The sequence below is a fragment of the Roseinatronobacter alkalisoli genome, from assembly GCF_028745735.1.
Classification (GTDB): Bacteria; Pseudomonadota; Alphaproteobacteria; order Rhodobacterales; family Rhodobacteraceae; genus Roseinatronobacter; species Roseinatronobacter alkalisoli.
The window spans coordinates 1-20,523 of sequence record NZ_JAQZSM010000019.1; the positions used below are offsets into that span (position 1 = coordinate 1).

Genomic DNA, 20,523 nt, shown 5'->3' on the forward strand with positions numbered 1-20,523 from the left:
GGCCGCCCGCCCTGCAATTCAGCACGCGTGTATTCCTGATTCAGATAACGCTCCAGATACAACGCCGTCATCCCGGGATTGTCAGCATTGTCAAACCATTCCTGTGAACGGTACTTCTTGGGGGGGGATTTGTGGGGGTCGGATGTCATATATCGCTGCCTTTCGGATATGGCCATGCGGCCCATTCGTGTGGCACAGCGGAGGGCGTGACTGGCATACGGTCTGCGCGCGTTGCTGTGTCGGGGTCGCTGTTGCAAAGATCTTTCACCGGAACCCCGGCATTAAGCGGATCACCTGCAAAACCCTGCCGCGACCCTGCTTCCGGTGTGGGGGCAAGGTCACTCCTGTACGCAGGCAGGTCGGAAAAGGTCCACGGTTCCAGTGTCATGCTGTTGTCTACACCCCTGAGAACATGATCTGAGCTTTCATGGCCTGACTGCGATCCGATGCCAGCCGGAACGCGCGTTCAGCATCGTTCAGGGGCACTGTCTGCGTGATCAGGGGTTTCACGTCTATCAGACCTTTCTGCATCAGTTCGACTCCGGTTGCGAATTCGGGGTGAAACCGGAAAGAACCGCGCAGGTCCAGTTCTTTCGCGGTGATTGCCATCATCGGCAGGGTCATGTCCCCGCCAAGACCCAGTTGCAGAACCACACCGCGCGGGCGCAACGCATTGATGCCCTGACCAAGCGCCTGCGCGACGCCGGTGCATTCATAAAGCACGTCGAAATAGCCCTTGTCCGCGGTGAAGCGATCCAGCGCATCGGGGGTGTCGGCCATGTTGATGACATGATCCGCCCCGCAGGCGCGCGCCATGCCAAGGGTGAAATCCGACAGGTCAGTTGCGACGATTTCTGCTGCACCCGCGCGCCGCGCGCACAGGATGGACAACACGCCGATCGGGCCGCAACCCGTGACCAGCGCACGCTTGCCCGTCATGGATCCCGCGCGCCCGGTGGCATGCAGCGTCACCGCCAGCGGTTCAGCCATGGCGGCTTCGCCCGCGCTCAGGCCTGTGGCGTCGACGCATTGTGCGGCATTGGCGATCAGTTCTTCGCGGAATGCCCCCTGAATATGCGGGAACGGCATGGCAGAGCCGTAAAACCGCATGTTCAGGCAGTGATTGGGCAAGCCTTCGTGGCAATAGCGGCATGTAGCACAGGGCCTGCTGGGCGATACGGCAACCAGTTGACCGCATGTGAAGCGATCCACCCCCGGCCCCAGTTCGATGACATAGGCCGAAACTTCGTGCCCCAGCACCATGGGTTCGCGCAGCCGGACCGCGCCAAAGCCGCCGTTGTGGTAGTAATGCAGGTCCGATCCGCAAACCCCGCCAGTTGCCAGTCGCAGGCGCAGCTGACCCGGGCCGAGGGGGTCGGGGGCATACTCCTCCACGCGCAAATCGCGCGCGGCATGGATGACGATGGCTTTCATCACTGCACCTGCGTCAGAAGGGGTTTGCCCGCGAAATGCGCCGCCAGATTATCGCGCATCAACTGGCCCATGGCCCGGCGGGTTTCAAACGTGCCGCTGGCGTGATGGGGTTGCAGCAACACATTGCCAAGCCGGGCAAAGCGCGGGTTCAGCTGCGGCTCTCCTTCGAACACATCCAGCGCGGCCCCGCGCAACCGCCCCTGTTCCAGCGCGTCAAGCAGCGCCCCTTCATCGATATTCTGCGCGCGGGAAATATTGACCAGCAGCCCGTCGGGGCCAAGCGCGTCCAGCATGCTGGCATTCACGATGTGCCGTGTCTGGGCGGTGGCGGCCAGTGTCACGAACAGAACATCGCATTGGGTGGCCAGTTCGGTCGCGGACGCGACGAACTGCCAGTCGGCGCAATCTGCCCGCGGTGTGCGGGCATTGTAGGAAATTTGCATGCCAAATCCCTGAAGCCGCCGCGCAACCGCCATCCCGATCCGGCCAAGACCCAGAATACCCGCGCGCTTGCTGCAGGCGCGGTGTTGCAACGGGAACCCGCCTTTCAAGGCCCAGTCCCCCGACCGCGCCCAGGCATCCGCTGCGACAATACCGCGCGACAGGGCCAGCCACATGCCAAGGGCCAGATCGGCGCAATCATCAGTCAGAACATCGGGCGTGTTGGTCACGGCAATGCCGCGGGCGGCACAGGCAGTCAGGTCCACCGCGTCATAGCCGACACCGAAGACCGAGATGATTTCCAGTGCCGGGCAAGCGGCTATCACATCTGCACCCGCGCCCAGATCGCCGCGCGTGGCGATGGCTTTTATTCCGGGGCCGATTTCGGACAGGAATGCACCTTTGTCGGGCGCGTCATAATAGCGATGCACCTGATAGGTGTCGTGCAACGGGGCTTCATCCCATTCGGGCAATTGGCCCATCTGAAGAATGTGCGGCTTGGACATACGACAATCCGTTTTGCTGGGAGGTTTTGATGTTGACCTTTCGTGATATCGTTAACATACTCAGCTAAATGCTGGGTTGTCCAGCGAAATCAGAAGGAAGTTTGCATGACTTACACTTTGTTTGATCTGACCGGCAAGCGTGCCCTGATCACTGGATCTTCGCAGGGCATAGGCTTCGCGCTTGCCCGTGGACTTGCAGACGCGGGCGCGCAAATCGTGTTGAACGGGCGTGACGAAGCCAAGCTGGCCAAGGCCGCTGCCAGTATTCCGGGGGCCACTACATTGGCCTTTGATGTCACCAGCCACGACGACGTGCGCAACGCTGTTGATGGCTTCGAGGCAGCACATGGTGCGATTGACATTCTGGTCAACAATGCGGGCATGCAGCACCGCGCACCCCTGCAGGATTTCCCCGCCGAGATGTTCGAGAAGCTGTTGCAGACCAATATCGCCAGCGCGTTCCATGTGGGCCAGGCTGTTGCGCGCCACATGATCGCGCGTGGGTATGGGCGCATCATCAATATCGCCAGTGTCCAGACGTTGCTGGCCCGCCCGGGTATTGCACCCTATACGGCCACCAAAGGTGCTGTTGCGAACCTGACCAAGGGCATGGCAACGGACTGGGCGCCGCATGGGCTGAACTGCAATGCGATCGCGCCAGGATATTTCGACACACCCTTGAATGCGGCGCTGGTATCGGACCCGGAATTTTCTGCATGGCTGGCAAAACGCACGCCAGCGGGGCGCTGGGGCAAGGTCGAAGAATTGCAGGGCGCCTGTATTTTCCTTGCATCCGATGCCGCAAGCTTCGTCAATGGCCACACGCTTTTCGTCGATGGTGGCATCACCGCCTCGCTCTGAACACATCGCAACAGACAGGAACATAACATGGCCACGAAAATCGCCCTTATCGGTGCCGGCGCTATGGGTGGCGCGATTGGCGCACGACTTGTCAGGACCGGGACGGCGCTGTCGGTATTCGACCTTGACCAACAGAAAGTGGATGCGCTGGTCGCATGCGGCGCGACCGCGGCGGCAAGCGGCGCCGATGCAGCGCGGTCTGCATCGGCTGTTATTCTAAGCCTGAACAGTCCGCGCATTGTGGACGCTGCGGTTTTCGGGCCGGAGGGGGTGGCCGCAGGCGCGGAACCGGGCACACTTATCATCGACATGTCGTCAATTGATCCGACCACAACCCAGAATCTGGCCGCGCGCGCCAAGGCGCAGGGTCTTGCATGGGTTGACAGCCCCTTGTCCGGTGGCATTCCCAAAGCCGCCACGGGCGAGTTGACACTTATGCAGGGCGGGGAAGAAGCTGACGTGGCAAGGGCGCAGTCCGTCCTGGCCAAGGTTGCAGCAAACCAGACGCATATGGGGCCAGCCGGGGCGGGCCAGACGACCAAGCTGATAAATCAGGTTCTGTGCGGTCTGGGTTTTATGGCCGTGGCAGAAGCCACTGCACTGGCCGAAGCCGCCGGCGTCGATGCAAGCCGCATTCCGCAGGCCTTGCGCGGGGGGCGTGCAGATTCCGCATTGCTGCAGGAATACATGCCGCGTTTTGCCGCGCGCGATTATCGACGCACCGGCCGGATTGACAATATGGTCAAGGATCTGAACGGCGCACAGGATCTTGCGCGTCTGAGCAACACCGCAATGCCGATGACCGCCCTGTGCGCTGAAATACACCGGATGCTGACAGCAGCAGGGCTTGGCGGCGAGGATCAGGCCGCGCTGATGGAATTCTTCACCGGTGCGGGAAACCCGTTGCCCAATTCCAACAAGGACGCAGTGTAAATGCCCTGCGCGGAACGAAAGACTGGATTGAACGCATAACCCACGATAGCGACATAGGATGGACAATCCGCGCAAATCACCCACAATGACAGATGTTGCCCGCAAGGCGGGCGTATCGCCCATGACGGTCAGCCGGGCATTCAAGCCGGGCAGTCTGGTCAATGACGCGACGCGCGCGCGCATTCTGGCGGCAGCAGAAGAACTGGGATACGTGCTGGACAGCACAGCGTCCAGCCTGCGATCCCAGAAAACCGATTTCGTGGCAGTCACGATTCCGTCGATAAACAATGCCAATTTCGCCGACACTGTTGGGGCACTGAATGAAGGGCTGAAGCATCGAGGGCTTCAAATCCTGCTTGGGTACACGAATTACGACATGCAGGAAGAAGAACGTCTTATCGAACAACTTTTGCGCCGGAAGCCGCAAGCAGTTGTCGTGACCGGGGGGAAGCATACCCCGCGCTGCCGCAGATTGCTGACTAACGCGAATGTCCCGGTCATCGAAACCTGGGATCTTCCGGAAGCAGCGTTGAATCACGTGATCGGTTTTTCGAATGCGCAGGCCGTGCAGTCCATGGTTGACCATTTCGTCGCAAAAGGTCTGACGCGGATTGCATTTATCGGCGGCGATGCGGACCGCGATACACGCGGGCTGGACAGGCGGCTGGGTTTTGTGGCCGCGATGCAGCGGCATGGGCTGGATGCGACACGCCTGATTGCGGCAGGCCCACCACCGATTTCCATGCGCGAAGGGGCCGACGCGATGGTTCATCTGCTGGACACCGCGCCCGATACCGAAGCTGTGATCTGCGTGTCGGATTTGTCTGCTTTTGGTGCCCTGAGTGCCTGCCAACGGCGTGGCATTCCTGTACCGGGCCAGATTTCCATCGCCGGTTTCGGCAATTACGAGGTTGGCGCGATCTGCGTGCCCTCGATCACCACAATTGACCCCGGACCCAAGGAAATCGGCGCGCGCGCGGCCAGCTTGATTTGCAAAGTGCTGGATAACAGCACAACCGAGGCAATCTGCGAACATATCCAGCCGCGATTATTGCTGCGCGAATCCTCGATCTAGATCCTTGAATGCGGGTGAACGCTGGTTGGTCCCGGCGTTTCCCGAAGGCCGCAGAGTGGCCCACTACCGCCCCGCGACACACCGCTGACGAAGGACTGCCACAGCAACTGCGGGGATCATTCCCGCGGGGGCTTGGCGCGACGGCCTGACCTGTTTCTGCCAGAAAATTGCAAAAAAAGAATTGACGTGGACAGGTCAATGTTGAAATGATAACGATACCATAAGGGAGGACATAACATGACGCTACCATCATTCATACGAAAGGTTGCCGCAACCGGGGTTGCTGGCCTGATGCTTGCAAACTCTGCTCTGGCGCAGGTGCAGATGACCTATGCGCATTCCGAAAACCCCAGTTCCGTCGTTGCAGCCGAAGCATTCAAGGCCATTGTCGAAGGACAATCTGCAGGGGAAATTCAGGTCAATCTGGTCATTCACAGCACGCTTGGCGGGGACCGCGATGTGGTGGACCAGATGCGCCTGGGCGAGCTGGAATTCTATGTGGTGGGCATTCACGGCCTTTCAGGCATTGCCCCGAATGTGCAGATGTTTGATGCTCCGTATCTTTTCGCCAACCGCAACGAATTCTATGCCTTGATGCGCGATCAGGAACTTGTCGGCTTCGTGCGCGACCACATTCTTGAACGTTCAGGTGATACGATCCGCTTCCTTGGCGCGGCCGAAAATTCCGTCCGCAATCTTTATTCCCGGCATGGGCCGATCCGCCTGCCATCTGATCTTGGCCCGGTCAAGCTGCGCGTTCCGCCAGGGCCGCTGAATATTGCTGTCTGGCAGGGGCTTGGCATCGGATCAGTTGTCGGGCTGTCGGGGTCTGAGCGGAACCAGGGCCTTCAGACCGGGATCATCGATGCGACCGAAGGCAGCCTTTCGGGCGCCATGAGCGCGGGGCATGTCGATCTTCTGGGCAATATCACGATGACAGGACACAGCTTTTCCTACATGGCCTATCTGGTCAACGAAGAGTTCTGGCAAACCCTGACCGATGCACAACGCGACATCATCAGCGCAGCATCTGATCTGTCCATCATCATCCAGAACGGTGCCGCAATGACAGCAGAACTTGATGCACTTCGCGATGCGGCGGCGGCTGGCGCGAATATCACCATCCTTTCGCCTGCCGAAGCGGCGGTCTGGCAGGAAACAGCTTTCCCTGTCGGGCAGCAATTCATCGCCGACAATCTTGATGCTGATTTCGCCGAACAGGCGCAATCCGCCATCGACGCCATCCGCGCGCGCTGATCCCCGGTCACCAGCCTGTGCCGACCGGTTCCCACCGGTCGGTCAGGTCAACGGAACATCTGTCTCATGGCCATCATCCTTCTTCTGCTCGCAGTCCTGATTATCGGCATCCTGCTTGGGGTGCCGATCTTCGCGGCCATGGGGCTTTCAACCCTTGTGCATTTCATCGATACGGGTCGGGAATCGACGCTGATCATCCTTAACCAGCGCATCTTCAATGGTGTGACATCCTTTACCTTCCTCGCGGTGCCGATGTTCATTCTGGCAGGCGAAATCATGGTGCGGGGCAAGCTGATTGACCGGCTGCTGGATGTCGCGCGCGCCTTTGTCGGGCATATGCGCGGCGGTCTGGCGCAGGTGAATATCCTGTCCAGCGTGTTTTTCGCCGGTATTTCCGGCTCTGGTCAGGCGGATATTGCGGCGATGGGGTCGACGGTTGTGCCTGCCATGGTCAAGGATGGCTATCCACGCGGTTATGCGGCGGCCATCACGGCGCAATCGGCCACCCTGTCCCCTACCCTGCCCCCGTCAATTGTGATGGTAGTCTATGGTGCGGTGTTCGGGGTGCCTGTCGGTGCGCTGTTTGCGGCGGGTGTCAGCGTCGGCGCTTTCATGGCGGTCTGCTACATGATCCTTGCCTATGTCATGGCGCGGAAATACAGCCTGCCGCTGCATCCGCGCGCCAATCTCCGGCAGGTCTGGGTGGCACTGCGCGCGGGCCTTGCCCCACTGGGCATGCCCGCCATCATCCTGATCGGCATTTTCGGCGGTATTTTTACCACTGTCGAGGCCGCAGCCGTCGCCGTTCTTTATGCGCTGATCATGACATTGCTTGTCTACAGATCGATCCGCATCACCGAGATGGGGCCGATTCTTGTCTCATCGGCAATCACCTCTGCCGCTGTGCTGATCATTTCCGGCGTCGGGCTGTCATTTTCCTATATCGTTGCGATTCAGCACATCCCCCAAGCGGTTCTGGGCGCGCTGACGACTGTGTCGCAAAGCCCCTTCGTGATCGTTTCACTGATCCTGATCGTATTGCTGATTGCGGGCATGTTTGTCGGGCGGACTGCGAATATCCTGCTGTTCGGTCCGATCATCATTCCGATATTCTACCAACTCGGGTTCTCGCCGGTGCATACTGCGCTGATCATCATCATCGTGCTGGGGGTGGGCCATCTGACCCCGCCAGTGGGCGGGGCACTTCTGACCGCATGCCTGATAGGGCGCTGTTCGATGCCCGATATCCTGAAATACATGTGGCCGATGATCATCCTGGAAGTGGTGTTGGCGGTAATTATCCTGATGATCCCCGCCATATCCGAAACACTGCCGGCATTCTTTGAACTGGGAGGAGTGGGGCTATGACCGGACACACCCCTGCCTTGCGACATGCAATTGACTGGATCGACCGGGGTGCTGGCGCCATCGACTGGCTGTCGCGCATCGCCATGGGGGCGGCGCTTCTGGGTGTGCTGACGATGCTGCTTTTGCAGGTCGCCGTGCGCTATGTGGTGAATTTTCCGCTGCCCTGGGTTGAGGAACTTGCCGTCTATCTGTCCGGGTATATCGCGATGATCGGCACGGCCGTCTGCCTGCGCATGGGGTTTCACCTGCAGGTCGATCTGCTGCGTGACCGTCTGGGCGGGCGCGTGCGGATACTGCATTTCCTGCTGGTCAATCTGGTGGTGGCCGGTTTTGGCTATTTCCTGCTGAAATACGGTATCAGGTTTGTCGAACTGGGGGCCGGGCAGACCAGCCCGTCCAGCTATTTCCCGGTTGCGCTGGGGCGGCTGGCCATGCCTGTCGGCGGCGGTTTGCTGATCATTCAATCCATTGTGCTGGCACTGCGCGCGACCGATGCGCTGATCTTCGGGCCGCGCGCCAGCGATCAAAGCCTTTGGTAGATGATGTGATAATGGCTGCCCTCATACATGTGGCGCACCGATGCAAGGGCGTCCATCGCCGCAAGCCTGCGGTCGGATGCCAGCGCTTGCGCTATGGCGTCGCGGGTGGGGTAGTCGATTTCCTGAACAAGGAAGACATCCTCGCCGGGTTGCTCGGCTTCAAGCGGATGATAGAGGCGCACCGCCTGCGCGTGCAACATCTGCTGCCATGCCGGCAACAACCGCGTGCGAACAGCGTCATAAAAGGCGTCTTTCATCCCGTCATGGATGCGGCCGCGAAAAATAGCGCTGCGTGTGAACATGATTTCCCTTTCATTCTTGTACAGATTCCACCGAATGGCTTGCATGTATGATAACGATATCATAACCTGCTGCAAAGTCTGAAACATATGGGAGCCGCCGGTATGTCCAACAGTGACACCACGCTTTTCCTGGAGCTTGATCCGGATAACGCAATCCACGCGATCCACCACTCACCGCAGGGTGACAAAGCGACATTCGTGTTCCTGAACTCCATGGGCGCGACAACACAAGTGTGGGAAGAAACCCTTGCGCCTGCACTGCGCGCACGGGGTTTCGGGACGCTCAGTTTTGATTATCGCGGACAGGGGAAGACACGGTTCGGCCCTGATGCGACCCTTACACCGGCAGAAATCATCTCTGATACGGGCACGGTTCTGGCACGTATCGTACCCCGGCGGCCCATTCTGGTGGGGCTGTCGATTGGTGGGTTGTTCGGGGCTTCGGCCCTGCTGGCCGGGGCACAGGCGGAAGGGCTGGTGCTGATCAATACATTGCGTAAACAGAATGCGCAGGTGGAATGGATCAATACGCTGGAAGAACGGCTGATCGGCATAGGAGGGATGCCCCTGGTGCTGGATGTGCTGCGCCCTGTCCTGTCGGGGGTGGACCAGTTGGAAAAGCTGCGCACGACCCATCTGCCGGAAGAAGGCTATACACCATGGCCCGCCGACCACCCGCGCAGGCGACTGGCCGAAGGTGTCAAACAGGCGCAATGGGATATTGCGTGGCAGGACCTTTCCTTGCCGGTGCTGGTCATGACGGGGCTGCAGGACAGGTTATTCCGCATTCAGCCCGATGTTGATGAACTGACGGCCCGCCTGCCCGATGCCCGCACAGTCACCTATGCGGATGGCGGACATTCCCTTCAGGCTGAACACCCCGACAGCTTTGTTGCCGATCTGGCGGAATTCGCAGCCAGTCTGGGGGCCGCCTGATGGATAAACGCCGCCTGATGGGCACAGATCTGGATGTTTCGGTCATCTGCTATGGCCCGATGCGGGCACCGCAGGCACATGATGACCCGGCGGTCAGGCAACACCAGCGCGCCATGGAAGTGGCGATTGAACGAGGTGTGAACCTTATTCATTCCAGCTATGAATATGGCGTCCGGTGGCTGATGACGCCGGTTCTGCGCAACCACCCGGAACGGCATGACCTGCTGCATGTCATCAAGGCACCGGTCCCCGATTGGGACGATGACGGGTTCGACCCGGCGAAGCTGGAAGCGCGCATTGACGATGCGCTGCGCGAATTATGCACCGACCGCATCGCGTTGGTGCAATGGATGTGGCGCTGTCGTCCACATGAAGAAGCCCCGCGCCTGACGCTGCTTGCAAAAATCCGCGATGCTGTGGGTGAATGTTTTGAACGCTTGCGCGACAAGGGAAAGGTCGCCCATATGGGCTGCTTTCCTTATTTCCCGCAAAGCGCCGGGGCCGCGCTGGACATCCCCGGCAACCGCGCGCTGATTGCCTATTACAACCCGATTGAGATGGAAATGCGCCCCCTTATTCAGGACGCCGCCGCGCGTGGTCAGGGTTTTCTTGCGATCCGTCCGCTTTATGAGGGCGTGCTGACCAGCCGCTATGCAGACCACGCCGCACTACCCCGCGAACACAGGCTGGCAAAGCCGAAATACGCCACCGCCTTTGCCCATCGCGCCCGGCTTGCCGCCGTGCTGCCCGAAGCCGCTGCAGACATGACGCGCTTTGCAATCCGTTTTCCGTTGCTGACGGCAAGTTGCGCCAGTGTCATCGTCGGGCTGAACAGCGAAGCGCAGGTGCATGAGCTATGTGACCACGCACAGGGTGTGCGGCCAGATGATGTGACCGTGGCGCGCGTGAAACGGGTTTTCGACGAGATGTCCCAACAGGAAGGGTGACCGGATGTTTGTGCGATGTGCGTTTTTTCAGGGTCATGTGAAGCCCGGCAAGCAAGACGCCTTTGATGCCCATATCAAGGCAGAACTTCATGCGCTTTGGACACGTTTTCCCCATGTGCAGGAAGTCCGCCTTCTGCGCGAGGTGGAAAGCGACCGTCCAGACACGCATCTGGAACTGGTCATCGCGATGAAATTCCCGTCGCGCGAAGCAATTGCCGAAGCGCTTGATTCAGATATCCGCTATGCCAGCAAGGCCGCATCGCAAGCCCTGTTTGACATGTTCGACGGGCATGTATTCCATATCGTTTTCGCAGCCGATCAATTGCCGATCCCGACAGGTGTGCTTGTCGGCAGACCGGCCTGAACAGGAGATGACGCAGATGACAGAAACCAAAGTCGTTCTGATTACCGGGGCCAGTCAGGGGATCGGGCGTGCCTGCGCGAATGCGTTTCTGGCCGCCGGGCATCATGTTGTTCTGGCAGCGCGCGGTCGTGCCGGGCTGGACGCAGTTGCGGCCGCAGCACCCGAACGCGCGATGGTGCATCCATGCGATGTATCCAGCCCCGAACAGGTGGATGGGTTGTTTGCAGCCATTCAGGACCGTTTCGGGCGGCTGGATGTAGTGTTCAACAATGCGGGCATCAGCCTGCCGGCAACCGAAATCGCCGATATTTCATGGGAAGACTGGCGGCGCGTTGTTTCAGTCAACCTTGACGGGGCGTTTCTGATCGCGCGGGGGGCATTCGCCATGATGCGTGCGCAAGACCCCAAAGGCGGGCGGATCATCAATAACGGTTCAATCTCGGCGCATGTGCCGCGCGTGGGGTCGGTGCCCTATACCACCACCAAAACCGCCATTACCGGGCTGACGCGCACTTTGTCGCTGGACGGGCGCAAGCATGACATCGCTTGCGGGCAGATCGATATCGGCAACGCCGCATCCGACATGACCGAAGCGATGGGCAAGGGTGTTCCCCAAGCCGACGGCACATTGCGACCAGAACCGGTGATGGATGTGGCGCATGTGGCAGACGCCGTATTGCACATGGCAAACTTGCCGCTGGAAACGAATGTGCAGTTCATGACCATCATGGCCACCAAAATGCCCTATGTCGGTCGCGGATAGCACCCTGCGGTCTGCGCGGCCAGCACCACCAGCGGCAGTACGACATCCAGCACCGGCGTTGCCACCCCTGCCCCGCGCGCGAAATGCTGGACGATCCGCAGCATGGAATCGATTTCCATCGGGCGCCCAAGGTCGAAATCCTGCCGCATGGATGGCACCTGCAGCGCGCCTTTGCCCGGTGCAATGACCTGATCAACGTCATCCGCAAGCCCGTCAAAACCATGGCTGCGGGCGACATCCGCCCCTTCCAGAAACAGCGCGCGGGCCAGGCGCGCGGTGTCCGGCATCTGGTTGATTTCGCGCACGCGCGCGCCGGTCAGCACCGATATCGGGGCTGATGACAGGTTGCGCAGCAATTTGTGCCACATCTGATAGCGGATGTCCCCGGTATGCGTGAATTCCACGCGCGCGCTGCACAGGCTTGCGGCCAGATTTTCAGACAGGTCCGACGGCACCGGGCCACCGATGGCAAACCGGTTTGTCGCACTTCGGTTCTGGACAACACCCGGCGCAACGACCTGATTGGTGGCATAGATGATCGCGCCCTGAATCTGCGTCGCATCAAGCAAGCCCGCCAGAACCGCGCCGGGGTCCAGCAACGTGCAATCCAGCGGCCGGTCATGCGGCTGGAACCCGACGCCATACCACCAGAACACGCCATTCATGGCCATGATGATGGGACAGTCGCGCAGATACGCGGGCAGGCCGCTGATGACCTGCGCCAGCGCCGGGGCCTTCAGCGTGGAAATCAGGACATCCTGCGGCCCAAGTTGCACGGGATCATCCGTTGCGTGAAGGCGGATTACGGTTTCCTGCCCTGACGGGTCGCGCAGGCAAAGCCCGTTTGCCCGTATGGCATCCAGATGCGGACCGCGTACCAGTATCGACACATCATGCCCGGCTTCTGACAATGCGACAGCAAGCAATCCGCCTGTCGCCCCTGCGCCCAAAATTGCAACCCGCATTTCATGCTCCGTCTTCGTGTGAACAACCGAATAATTGCATTGACATGACCTGTCCTCATCCACATGATAACGATATCAGTGACCATGTAAAACAGGTTTCCAGACATTCTGCGAAAAACAACTGTCACAAGGCGCCGATGCTTTTGGAGGAGGAAAACATGAAACTAACAAGAATAGCCGGTGTCAGCCTGGCGGTATTGCTTGGCACAACTGTCCTGACATCCGCACAGACCATTACCGTGGCGATGTCACCCCCATCCGTTGAAACCAACCGTTACTGGAACACGCCGGGCGATTTCAATCTTGGCCCCGCCATGCAAGGGCTGGTCGGCCATGATCCTGTTACCGGAATGTATGATAACAGCGGTCTTGCCGAAAGCTGGTCGCATAATGACGATTTCACCGAATGGACCTTCACCCTGCATGAAGGTGCTGAATTTCATTTCGGCTATGGCCCTGTCACGGCGGCGGATGTGGTTCATAGCCACACCCTGCACACCGGCGAGGACAGCACCCTGATCGGGGTGGCGCAACTGAAAGATGTTGCGGTCGAAGCGCTGGATGAACGCACCGTCAAATTCACCCTGCCGCGCCCCCAGATCGATTTTCTGTTCGCCCATGGTGGTCGCGGATCGTTGGTGATTTACAGCAAGGCCCAGTATGATGCGGAAGGGCTGGAAGGATATGATACCCGGCCCGCAGGAACAGGCGAATTCCAGTTTGTGGCGCGGAATATCGGCCAGGGTCTGACTTTTGAACGGGTTGAGAACCACTGGTCCGGTCGCGATGCCGAAGTAGAGCGGCTGGTTCTGCGTTTCATCGGCGAACCAGCCACCGCGCTGGCCACACTTTTGTCGCGCGAGGCGGACATGGCCGTGCTGCCGCGCGAATTGCAGCCCGATGCCATTAACGCAGGGTTTGAAGCAATAGGGTCATCCAATGCTGCCAACCAGACGGCGATGTTGTTCAATGGCACCTTCCTGACAGAAGGTGATGACAAGCTGGACCCGACGCTGCCATGGCTGGACATTCGCATCCGCGAAGCCATCAACCGCGCGATTGACCGCGAAGCAGTGATTGATGTGCTCTATGACGGGCGCGCATCCATCCTGCCGGTCTTTGGCATGGACCCGCGTCACGAAGGGTACCGTGAAGATCTGGCAGAGATGTTCGAGGAGTATTACGGGTATGACCCGGAACGCGCCATGGCGCTGATGGCCGAAGCCGGGTATCCGCAGGATTTTGAAAATCCGGTCATTCCGATCCTGTCGTCAAATCTGGCCGGCAACCCCGAATTCCCCACCATGGCCGAACTGATGCAGGTCTTTCTGGATGAAGTCGGGTTCCAGACCGAGATTGTGGAACTGGACTGGGCGGGGCTTGGCGCGCTGCGCCGCGCGCGCGAAGCCAGATTGTTCCACCCGATGCGCAACATGCCCGTCAAGCCAAGCGCGGTTGGCATCGGCAATTACTACGCCAGTTCGGGTCGTCCGAACGTCAATTATGAAGATCCGGTGATAGAGGAGTTGAACACCCTCTATGCGGCGTCAACCGACCCGCAGGAACGAGAGGAGCTTGCAGGCCGGATATTCCAGCAGGCGTTTGAGCAATACGCGGTTGCACCGCTGGCCAGCCTGTCCGCTGAAATCATGGTCAACCCTGAAACAGTTGCGGGCTGGACCTTTCCGGGTGTCACCTCGGCAGGGATAAGCCATTTCAATCTGATTGAACCGCAGTAAAGCGCATGCGCAATCGTTAAGAAGGGGGCCGTTCCCGCCAAAAAGGTGCGGCCTTCTTCCCCCCTCTTTACTCATAATAGGTCATGCCCTGTCATGCTGACTTTCCTGTTCAAGCGCACCCTTTATGCCCTGATCTCATTGCTTGTGATCACGTTGATCGTGTTCAGTCTTAGCCATCTTTCGGGAAACCCGCTTGATGCGCTTTTGCCTGATGATGCGACCCCGCAACAGATCGAACAGGTGACCCGGCATCTGGGTCTGGACCGTCCGATCTGGGTGCAATACCTGACATTTCTGCAAAACGCGGCGATGGGCGATTTCGGCGACAGCCTGAAATGGAAAGGGCAAACCGCCGCAGAAGTGGTGTGGGAACGTTTGCCTGCCACCCTGCAACTGGGCGGACTGGCCCTTCTGATCAGTATTGTCGTGGCCCTGCCGCTGGGTGTTATGGCCGCTGTTTACAAGAACACTGCACTGGATGCCGTGGCGACAGTCATCGCGCTGCTGGGCCAGTCCCTGCCGGCATTCTGGCTGGGGCTGGTGCTGATGTGGATATTCGCGGTGATGCTGGGCTGGTTTCCGACATCGGGCTATGGCGGGTTGTCGCATATGATCCTGCCTGCGGTCGCAATGGCGTGGTTTCAGGTGGCAGCCCTTACGCGGCTTACACGGTCTGCAATGCTGGAAGTGCTGGACGCGGAATACATCAAACTGGCGCGCGTGAAGGGCGTGCGGGAACGGCGGGTGGTCTGGAAACATGCGTTCCGCAATGCCGCGATTGTGCCGGTAACTTATTTCGGGGTGCTTGCAGGGTCTTTGCTGACCGGCTCCGTCGTGATCGAGACCGTGTTCAACTGGCCGGGCACCGGCTGGCTGGCGATCACGGCCATTCAGGGACGCGATTTTCCTGTGGTGCAGACCGTGGTTCTGTTCTTCGCCGTGCTGTTCCTGCTGGCGAATCTGATTGTCGATATCCTGTATGCGCTGATTGATCCGCGCATCCGCAACACCTGATACGGGGAATTACACCATGAGCCGACGCGCCTTGCGCCGCTTGCCGCTTGTCCCGATTTTACTGTTGTTTCTGGTGCTGATTATTCCTGCGTTTCTTGCAACATGGATCGCGCCGCATGACCCCTATATCAGCAACCTGCGGGCACGGTTGCAGCCGCCCGTCGGGTTCGGGGGAAGCTGGGATTACCCGCTGGGGACCGACCGGCTGGGCCGCTGCATGCTCAGTCGTATCCTGCACGGTGCCAAATATGCGCTGGGAATATCGATGGTTGGCATTGCCATTGGTGCTATTCTTGGCACCGCGCTCGGGCTGATTTCGGGATATCTGCGCGGTTGGGTCGATGTCATCATCATGCGGCTTGTGGATATCACCTTCGCGCTGCCATCGATCCTGCTGGCACTGGCGCTGGCTGCAATCTCCGGTCCAAGTCTGGGGTTGGTGGTGCTGGTGGTCGTGTTCGTGATCTGGGGTTTCTTCGCGCGACAGGTGCGGGCGGAAACCCTGTCCCTGCGCGAGCGGGACTTCGTAGCCCGTGCCCGTGTCGCAGGTGCATCGGGCGGGCGTATCGTGCTGCGCTACATCCTGCCCAATATCATGAATACCATCATTGTTCTGGCCACGTTGCAGATTGGTGTCGTCATCATTCTGGAAGCAACACTGTCCTTCCTTGGTATTGGCATTCCGCGCCCGGCCCCGGCATGGGGATTGCTGGTCGCGGACGGGCGGCAACTGATCGTGTCGAACTGGTGGATATCGCTTTTCCCTGGTCTTGCGATCCTGCTGACTGTGCTGTCGGTCAACCTGATCGGGGACTGGCTGCGCGACTGGCTGGACCCGAAGCTGCGGCAGGCATGAGGATAGTGTCATGACAAAAAACGACCCCATCCTGTGTGTCAAGAACCTGCGCACCGAACTTGCGTTAAGCAGTGGTGCCATCGAAGTGGTGCGCGGTGTTTCATTTTCAGTGAACAAGGGCGAAACGCTTGGCATCGTGGGGGAGTCGGGATCGGGCAAATCCATGACGGCGCTGTCGATCATGCGTGTGCTGCCGCGGCCTATCGGGCGTATTGCGGGCGGGTCGATCCGGCTTGACGGGCGCGACCTTGTTCAGTTGACAGAATCCGAGATGACCAGAATACGCGGGCGAGAGATCGGGATGATCCTGCAGGATCCGCACACATCGCTGAACCCGGTCTATACAATCGGAAATCAGGTCATCGAGGCATTGCAGATCAATCAGCAGCGCGGCGGATTGCTGGAAAAGGCGATCAGCCTGCTGAAAAAAGTGAATGTCGCAGATGCCGCGCGCCGCGTTCATGCCTTTCCCCACCAGATGAGCGGCGGGATGAAACAGCGCGTTGTCGGTGCCATTTCAATCGCGGGTGCGCCGAAGGTCATCATCGCAGATGAACCGACGACCGCGCTGGATGTGACGATCCAGCTGCAATATCTGGAACTTCTTGAACAGATACAGCAGGAAACCGGCACTGCGATTGTTTTCATCACGCATGATCTGGGCATCGTTGCGCGGCTGTGCCACCGGCTGGTGGTCATGTATGCGGGCCGGATTGTCGAAGAAGGGACAGTTGATGATGTGTTCAACGCGCCCTCGCACCCCTATACTGTCGCGCTTCTGAACTCGGTGCCACATGTCGACCGCAAGGTTGACAGGCTTTACGCCATCAAGGGGAACCCCCCTGCCCTGCACGAAATCGGCACGGGATGCAGTTTCGCGCCGCGATGTCCCCTTGCAGATACGCGCTGCAAAACAGTTTCGCCACCGACGGTTCCGGGGAAAAACCACGGGCAAGGTCATTTTGCCGCCTGCTGGAAAACAGGAGAGATGGCATGAACCCACCGGTTGTGGAGCTGAAAAACGTCACCCGTCATTTCGACGTCCCCACAGGCGGGTTTCTGTCGCGCAGAACGGCGGTTGTGCGCGCGGTCGAAGACATGACGCTGTCACTGCAAAAGGGCAAAACACTGGCACTGGTGGGCGAATCCGGCTGCGGCAAGACCACGCTGGCACGTATGCTGCTGCGGCTTCTTGAACCGACATCGGGGAAAATTCTGGTCGATGGCGAGGATATCAATACACTGTCGGGCGCGGCACTACGCCGTTTCCGCACCAAGGTGCAGGCGGTATTTCAGGACCCCTGGGCGTCGCTCAGTCCCAGAATGCGCGTTTTTGATATCGTTGCAGAAACGCTGGTGGTGAATGAAAAGCTGACCCGCGGTGAATTGACCCGCCGCGTGGACGAGGCGCTGGTTTCAGTAGGGCTGCGCCCGGATCAGGCACGGCTTTTCCCGCATGAATTCTCGGGCGGACAGCGCCAGCGCATCGCCATTGCCTCTGCCATTGTTGCGCGTCCGGAAGTCCTGATACTTGATGAACCGGTTTCCGCGCTGGATGTCTCTATCCGCTCGCAGATCATGAACCTGTTCAAGGATATTCAGGACGAATACGGGTGCAGCTATGTCGTGGTTGCACATGATCTGGGCACCACGCGCTATCTGGCCGACCAGATTGCAGTGATGTATCTGGGGCGGCTTGTGGAACTGGCGGACACGCAGGATATTTTTGAGTGCCCCATGCACCCCTATACCGAAGCGCTGTTATCTGCGGCCCTGCCCCTGCGCCCGGACCGCAAAAGCGCGCGGGCTGTGCGCCTGCAAGGTGAAGTGCCTTCGCCCATTAACCCGCCAAGTGGCTGCGCATTCCACCCGCGTTGCGACAGGTTCATGGGTGAGGTTTGCAAATCCACGCAGCCAACCACAAGTCATTCGCAAGGACGAATCGTCGCGTGTCACCTGTATGGGCAGGACCACCATCAGCAGCAGTGACAGGTCAGGCAGATCGCGCGATGGGAACCAAGCTGAACCGCGACGAGGGGCAGACACGATGACGACGCTATCCCGCCCGCCGCAGGACCGGTTCGGGCCCATAATTGCCCGTGGCACGCATGATGTGGTAGCGGGCGTCATGCCCAAGATGATCCTGCACTTCCTCGACGCCCGCGACCAGCTTTCCGGCCTGCAAGGCTGGCTCGCCGAACTCCTGAACACCGCGTTCGACACATCGGCTGAACTGCTACCGTTGCGCGATACCGATGTGGTGATCAAAGCCGGTACACACGTTATCCCGGAGAAGGGGCATCTGGGATGCGCGCCAGAGGCTGGCCTGATTTATGTTACAGTGGACCCAAGACACCCTTCTCTGAGGGCGAATGTCAGCAGGTCTGTGGAAAGAATGCTGGCTCATGAATTGCATCATTGCTCGCGATGGGACGGACCCGGATATGGGAATACGCTCGGTGAGGCGCTGATTTCAGAAGGGCTGGCAGGGCACTTTTCACAGGAAGCGTTTGGAGGGCCGCCCGAACAGTGGGAGAGCATGACGATCAGCACTTTGCGCCCGCATATCACCAAGGTCCAGAACGAATGGGGAAGCCGTGAATATGGGCATGAGGCGTGGTTCTTCGGTTCTTCGGAATTGCCCAGATGGCTAGGTTATTCGCTCGGGTATCATGTAGTTGCGCAATATCTGGCCGCGTGCCAACAAACCAGTGCATCTGGATTGGTCCATGCTGATGCCAAGATTTTCCTGCCGTATCTTGGCGATATCTGACCTTCCCTTTTCAGGCGCGTTTGGGTGATGCTGCATGCGTTCACCTAGGGCACAGTCCGCCAAGCAGTCCCCATGGTGTCGTTATGCGCTGGCCAAAGGCAGGCCCCGATGTCAGGTCAAAATCGATTGTTCCCGGATTTATCCGCAAGTATGTAGGCCCGGATACAAGCCATCCGGAAGCAACACCCGACATGAAGCACACAAACCATATTGCCATCGCCGGGGCCGGGGTCAGTGGCTTGACCGCTGCCGCAGCACTTGCGCAGGCTGGTCATCGGGTGGTGGTCTTTGATCAGTTCGATCAGGCGCGTCCCGTGGGGTCAGGGCTGGTCATACAACCCGTGGGCATGAAGGTTCTGCATCAGATCGGCGCTGGCGATGCAGCATTGGCCCAGGGCAACCGCATTCACCGCATGCTGGGCCACGAGGCAGTTGGCGGCCACCGCGTTCTGGATGTGCATTATGATCGCCCCGGCGGCCCCCGCTTCGGGCTGGGGATTCACCGCGCGGCACTTTTTCAGGTTGTGCTGGATGCAGCCATCAGCGCAGGCGCGGAAATTGTCACCGGGCACAAGGTATCGGCACAGCGCAATCAACGGCTTTGCTTCGAGGGCCGCAAGGATGCCGGACCGTTCCGCATGATCATCGATGCCAGCGGCGCGCACTCGCCCCTTTCGCCCCTGCGCGCGAAACCATTGGGTTATGGGGCGCTTTGGGCAACGGTTGACTGGCCAGAAAACACTGGCCTGCCCCCGGATGAGCTGCGCCAGATCTACCGCAAGGCGTCGCGGATGCTGGGTGTGCTGCCAGTCGGTTCCCTGCACGGTGACACGTCGCGGAAGGCGGCGATCTTCTGGTCACTTCCCGCATCCTCGCATGAAAGCTGGTGCAAACAAGGTCTTGACCGCTGGCGGGATGAGGCGATCACGCTCTGGCCGGAATATGCCCCTTTTGCGGCGCAGATCACGGAACCGGGCCAGATGGCGATGGCGCGCTACAGCCACGGCACATTGCGCAGGCCATGGGGCAACGGCGTTGTTCATATCGGGGATGCGGCCCACCGCGCCAGCCCGCAACTGGGACAGGGGGCGAATATGGCCCTGCTTGATGCGTGGGCGCTGGCACAGGCGCTGGAACATGCGCAGGGGGATGCCGACCGCGCCATGCAGCTTTATGCGCGCACAAGGCGCTGGCATGTGCGCATCTATCAACTGATGAGTTGGGCCTTTACCCCGCAATACCAGTCAGACAGCCACTTGCTGCCGATACTGCGGGACCGGCTGCTGTTCCCCATGTCCATGATCCCGCCCCTTCCACGCATCCTCAGCCGTCTGGTCTGCGGTGACCTTTTACCACCGGACGGCTTTGGGCTGAAATTCTGATCTCGCCTTGCAAAACAATGGTATGGCGGCGGGAACCATGCAGCATTGCCCGTGGTGGATGACAAGAA

At 59.5% G+C, this 20,523-nt stretch carries 21 protein-coding genes; 17 read left to right on the forward strand and 4 right to left on the reverse strand.

Features of this window, described 5'->3' with window-relative positions; translation table 11 throughout:
• Window positions 1–396 precede the first annotated feature (396 nt).
• Both PUT78_RS16750 and PUT78_RS16755 read right to left on the reverse strand, forming a co-directional pair.
• Window positions 397–1,434 (reverse strand): L-idonate 5-dehydrogenase, encoded by a 1,038-nt coding sequence (locus PUT78_RS16750; RefSeq protein ID WP_274353424.1) that lies wholly within the window; start codon window positions 1,432–1,434, stop codon window positions 397–399.
• Window positions 1,434–2,381 (reverse strand): 2-hydroxyacid dehydrogenase, encoded by a 948-nt coding sequence (locus tag PUT78_RS16755; RefSeq protein WP_274353425.1) that lies wholly within the window; start codon window positions 2,379–2,381, stop codon window positions 1,434–1,436. Before PUT78_RS16755 ends, PUT78_RS16750 begins: the two co-directional genes overlap by 1 nt.
• 105 nt (window positions 2,382–2,486) lie before the next feature.
• On the opposite strand from PUT78_RS16755, the gene PUT78_RS16760 reads away from it, so the two are divergent.
• The 6 genes from PUT78_RS16760 to PUT78_RS16785 all read left to right on the forward strand — a co-directional run bounded on the left by PUT78_RS16760 (window position 2,487) and on the right by PUT78_RS16785 (window position 8,414).
• Window positions 2,487–3,242 carry an SDR family oxidoreductase gene (locus PUT78_RS16760; protein ID WP_274353426.1) on the forward strand — a complete coding sequence of 252 codons (756 nt, stop codon included), beginning with the start codon at window positions 2,487–2,489 and terminating at the stop codon, window positions 3,240–3,242.
• A 27-nt stretch (window positions 3,243–3,269) separates the two neighbouring features.
• Complete coding sequence (locus tag PUT78_RS16765; RefSeq protein WP_274353427.1) at window positions 3,270–4,175, forward strand: NAD(P)-dependent oxidoreductase; 906 nt, start codon at window positions 3,270–3,272, stop codon at window positions 4,173–4,175.
• 85 nt (window positions 4,176–4,260) lie between these two features.
• Window positions 4,261–5,250, forward strand: a complete 990-nt coding sequence (locus tag PUT78_RS16770) for a LacI family DNA-binding transcriptional regulator (RefSeq protein WP_274353428.1) — start codon at window positions 4,261–4,263, stop codon at window positions 5,248–5,250.
• A gap of 237 nt (window positions 5,251–5,487) precedes the next feature.
• Window positions 5,488–6,507, forward strand: coding sequence for a TRAP transporter substrate-binding protein (locus tag PUT78_RS16775; RefSeq protein WP_274353429.1), 1,020 nt, complete (start codon window positions 5,488–5,490; stop codon window positions 6,505–6,507).
• A gap of 66 nt (window positions 6,508–6,573) precedes the next feature.
• Window positions 6,574–7,875, forward strand: coding sequence for a TRAP transporter large permease (locus tag PUT78_RS16780; protein WP_274353430.1), 1,302 nt, complete (start codon window positions 6,574–6,576; stop codon window positions 7,873–7,875).
• Complete coding sequence (locus PUT78_RS16785) at window positions 7,872–8,414, forward strand: TRAP transporter small permease (RefSeq protein WP_274353431.1); 543 nt, start codon at window positions 7,872–7,874, stop codon at window positions 8,412–8,414. The genes PUT78_RS16780 and PUT78_RS16785 overlap by 4 nt, the downstream gene beginning before the upstream one ends.
• Here PUT78_RS16785 and PUT78_RS16790 read toward each other — a convergent pair.
• A complete protein-coding gene (locus PUT78_RS16790; RefSeq protein ID WP_274353432.1) occupies window positions 8,399–8,716 on the reverse strand; it encodes a hypothetical protein in 318 nt (105 codons plus the stop codon). The two genes, PUT78_RS16785 and PUT78_RS16790, sit on opposite strands and share 16 nt — an antisense overlap.
• A 102-nt stretch (window positions 8,717–8,818) precedes the next feature.
• Here PUT78_RS16790 and PUT78_RS16795 point away from each other — a divergent pair, with 102 nt between their 5' ends.
• From PUT78_RS16795 to PUT78_RS16810, 4 genes are read left to right on the forward strand one after another with little or no spacing between them, the layout of a single operon-like run.
• The gene (locus tag PUT78_RS16795; RefSeq protein WP_274353433.1) at window positions 8,819–9,652 is read left to right on the forward strand and encodes an alpha/beta fold hydrolase; all 834 of its coding nucleotides are present in this window, start codon (window positions 8,819–8,821) and stop codon (window positions 9,650–9,652) included.
• On the forward strand, window positions 9,652–10,599 hold the full coding sequence (locus PUT78_RS16800; protein WP_274353434.1) for an aldo/keto reductase: 948 nt from the start codon (window positions 9,652–9,654) through the stop codon (window positions 10,597–10,599). The genes PUT78_RS16795 and PUT78_RS16800 overlap by 1 nt, the downstream gene beginning before the upstream one ends.
• Before the next feature lie 4 nt (window positions 10,600–10,603).
• Complete coding sequence (locus PUT78_RS16805) at window positions 10,604–10,963, forward strand: hypothetical protein (protein ID WP_274353435.1); 360 nt, start codon at window positions 10,604–10,606, stop codon at window positions 10,961–10,963.
• A gap of 16 nt (window positions 10,964–10,979) precedes the next feature.
• A complete protein-coding gene (locus tag PUT78_RS16810; protein WP_274353436.1) occupies window positions 10,980–11,726 on the forward strand; it encodes an SDR family oxidoreductase in 747 nt (248 codons plus the stop codon).
• Here PUT78_RS16810 and PUT78_RS16815 read toward each other — a convergent pair.
• Window positions 11,708–12,691: a ketopantoate reductase family protein gene (locus tag PUT78_RS16815; protein ID WP_274353437.1), complete on the reverse strand. Its 984-nt coding sequence runs from the start codon at window positions 12,689–12,691 to the stop codon at window positions 11,708–11,710. The two genes, PUT78_RS16810 and PUT78_RS16815, sit on opposite strands and share 19 nt — an antisense overlap.
• A 158-nt stretch (window positions 12,692–12,849) precedes the next feature.
• On the opposite strand from PUT78_RS16815, the gene PUT78_RS16820 reads away from it, so the two are divergent.
• The 7 genes from PUT78_RS16820 (at window position 12,850) to PUT78_RS16850 (ending at window position 20,455) form a co-directional block, all read left to right on the forward strand.
• Window positions 12,850–14,430 (forward strand): ABC transporter substrate-binding protein, encoded by a 1,581-nt coding sequence (locus PUT78_RS16820; RefSeq protein WP_274353438.1) that lies wholly within the window; start codon window positions 12,850–12,852, stop codon window positions 14,428–14,430.
• A 93-nt stretch (window positions 14,431–14,523) separates the two neighbouring features.
• Window positions 14,524–15,444 (forward strand): ABC transporter permease, encoded by a 921-nt coding sequence (locus PUT78_RS16825; RefSeq protein ID WP_274353439.1) that lies wholly within the window; start codon window positions 14,524–14,526, stop codon window positions 15,442–15,444.
• Window positions 15,445–15,460: 16 nt separating this feature from the next.
• On the forward strand, window positions 15,461–16,300 hold the full coding sequence (locus tag PUT78_RS16830; RefSeq protein ID WP_274353440.1) for an ABC transporter permease: 840 nt from the start codon (window positions 15,461–15,463) through the stop codon (window positions 16,298–16,300).
• 10 nt (window positions 16,301–16,310) lie between these two features.
• Window positions 16,311–17,297, forward strand: a complete 987-nt coding sequence (locus PUT78_RS16835) for an ABC transporter ATP-binding protein (RefSeq protein ID WP_274353441.1) — start codon at window positions 16,311–16,313, stop codon at window positions 17,295–17,297.
• A complete protein-coding gene (locus PUT78_RS16840) occupies window positions 17,294–18,289 on the forward strand; it encodes an ABC transporter ATP-binding protein (RefSeq protein WP_274353442.1) in 996 nt (331 codons plus the stop codon). Before PUT78_RS16835 ends, PUT78_RS16840 begins: the two co-directional genes overlap by 4 nt.
• A 58-nt stretch (window positions 18,290–18,347) precedes the next feature.
• A complete protein-coding gene (locus PUT78_RS16845; protein WP_274353443.1) occupies window positions 18,348–19,073 on the forward strand; it encodes a DUF2268 domain-containing putative Zn-dependent protease in 726 nt (241 codons plus the stop codon).
• 191 nt (window positions 19,074–19,264) lie between these two features.
• Window positions 19,265–20,455, forward strand: coding sequence for an FAD-dependent oxidoreductase (locus PUT78_RS16850; protein ID WP_274353444.1), 1,191 nt, complete (start codon window positions 19,265–19,267; stop codon window positions 20,453–20,455).
• The last annotated feature ends 68 nt before the right edge of the window (window positions 20,456–20,523 follow it).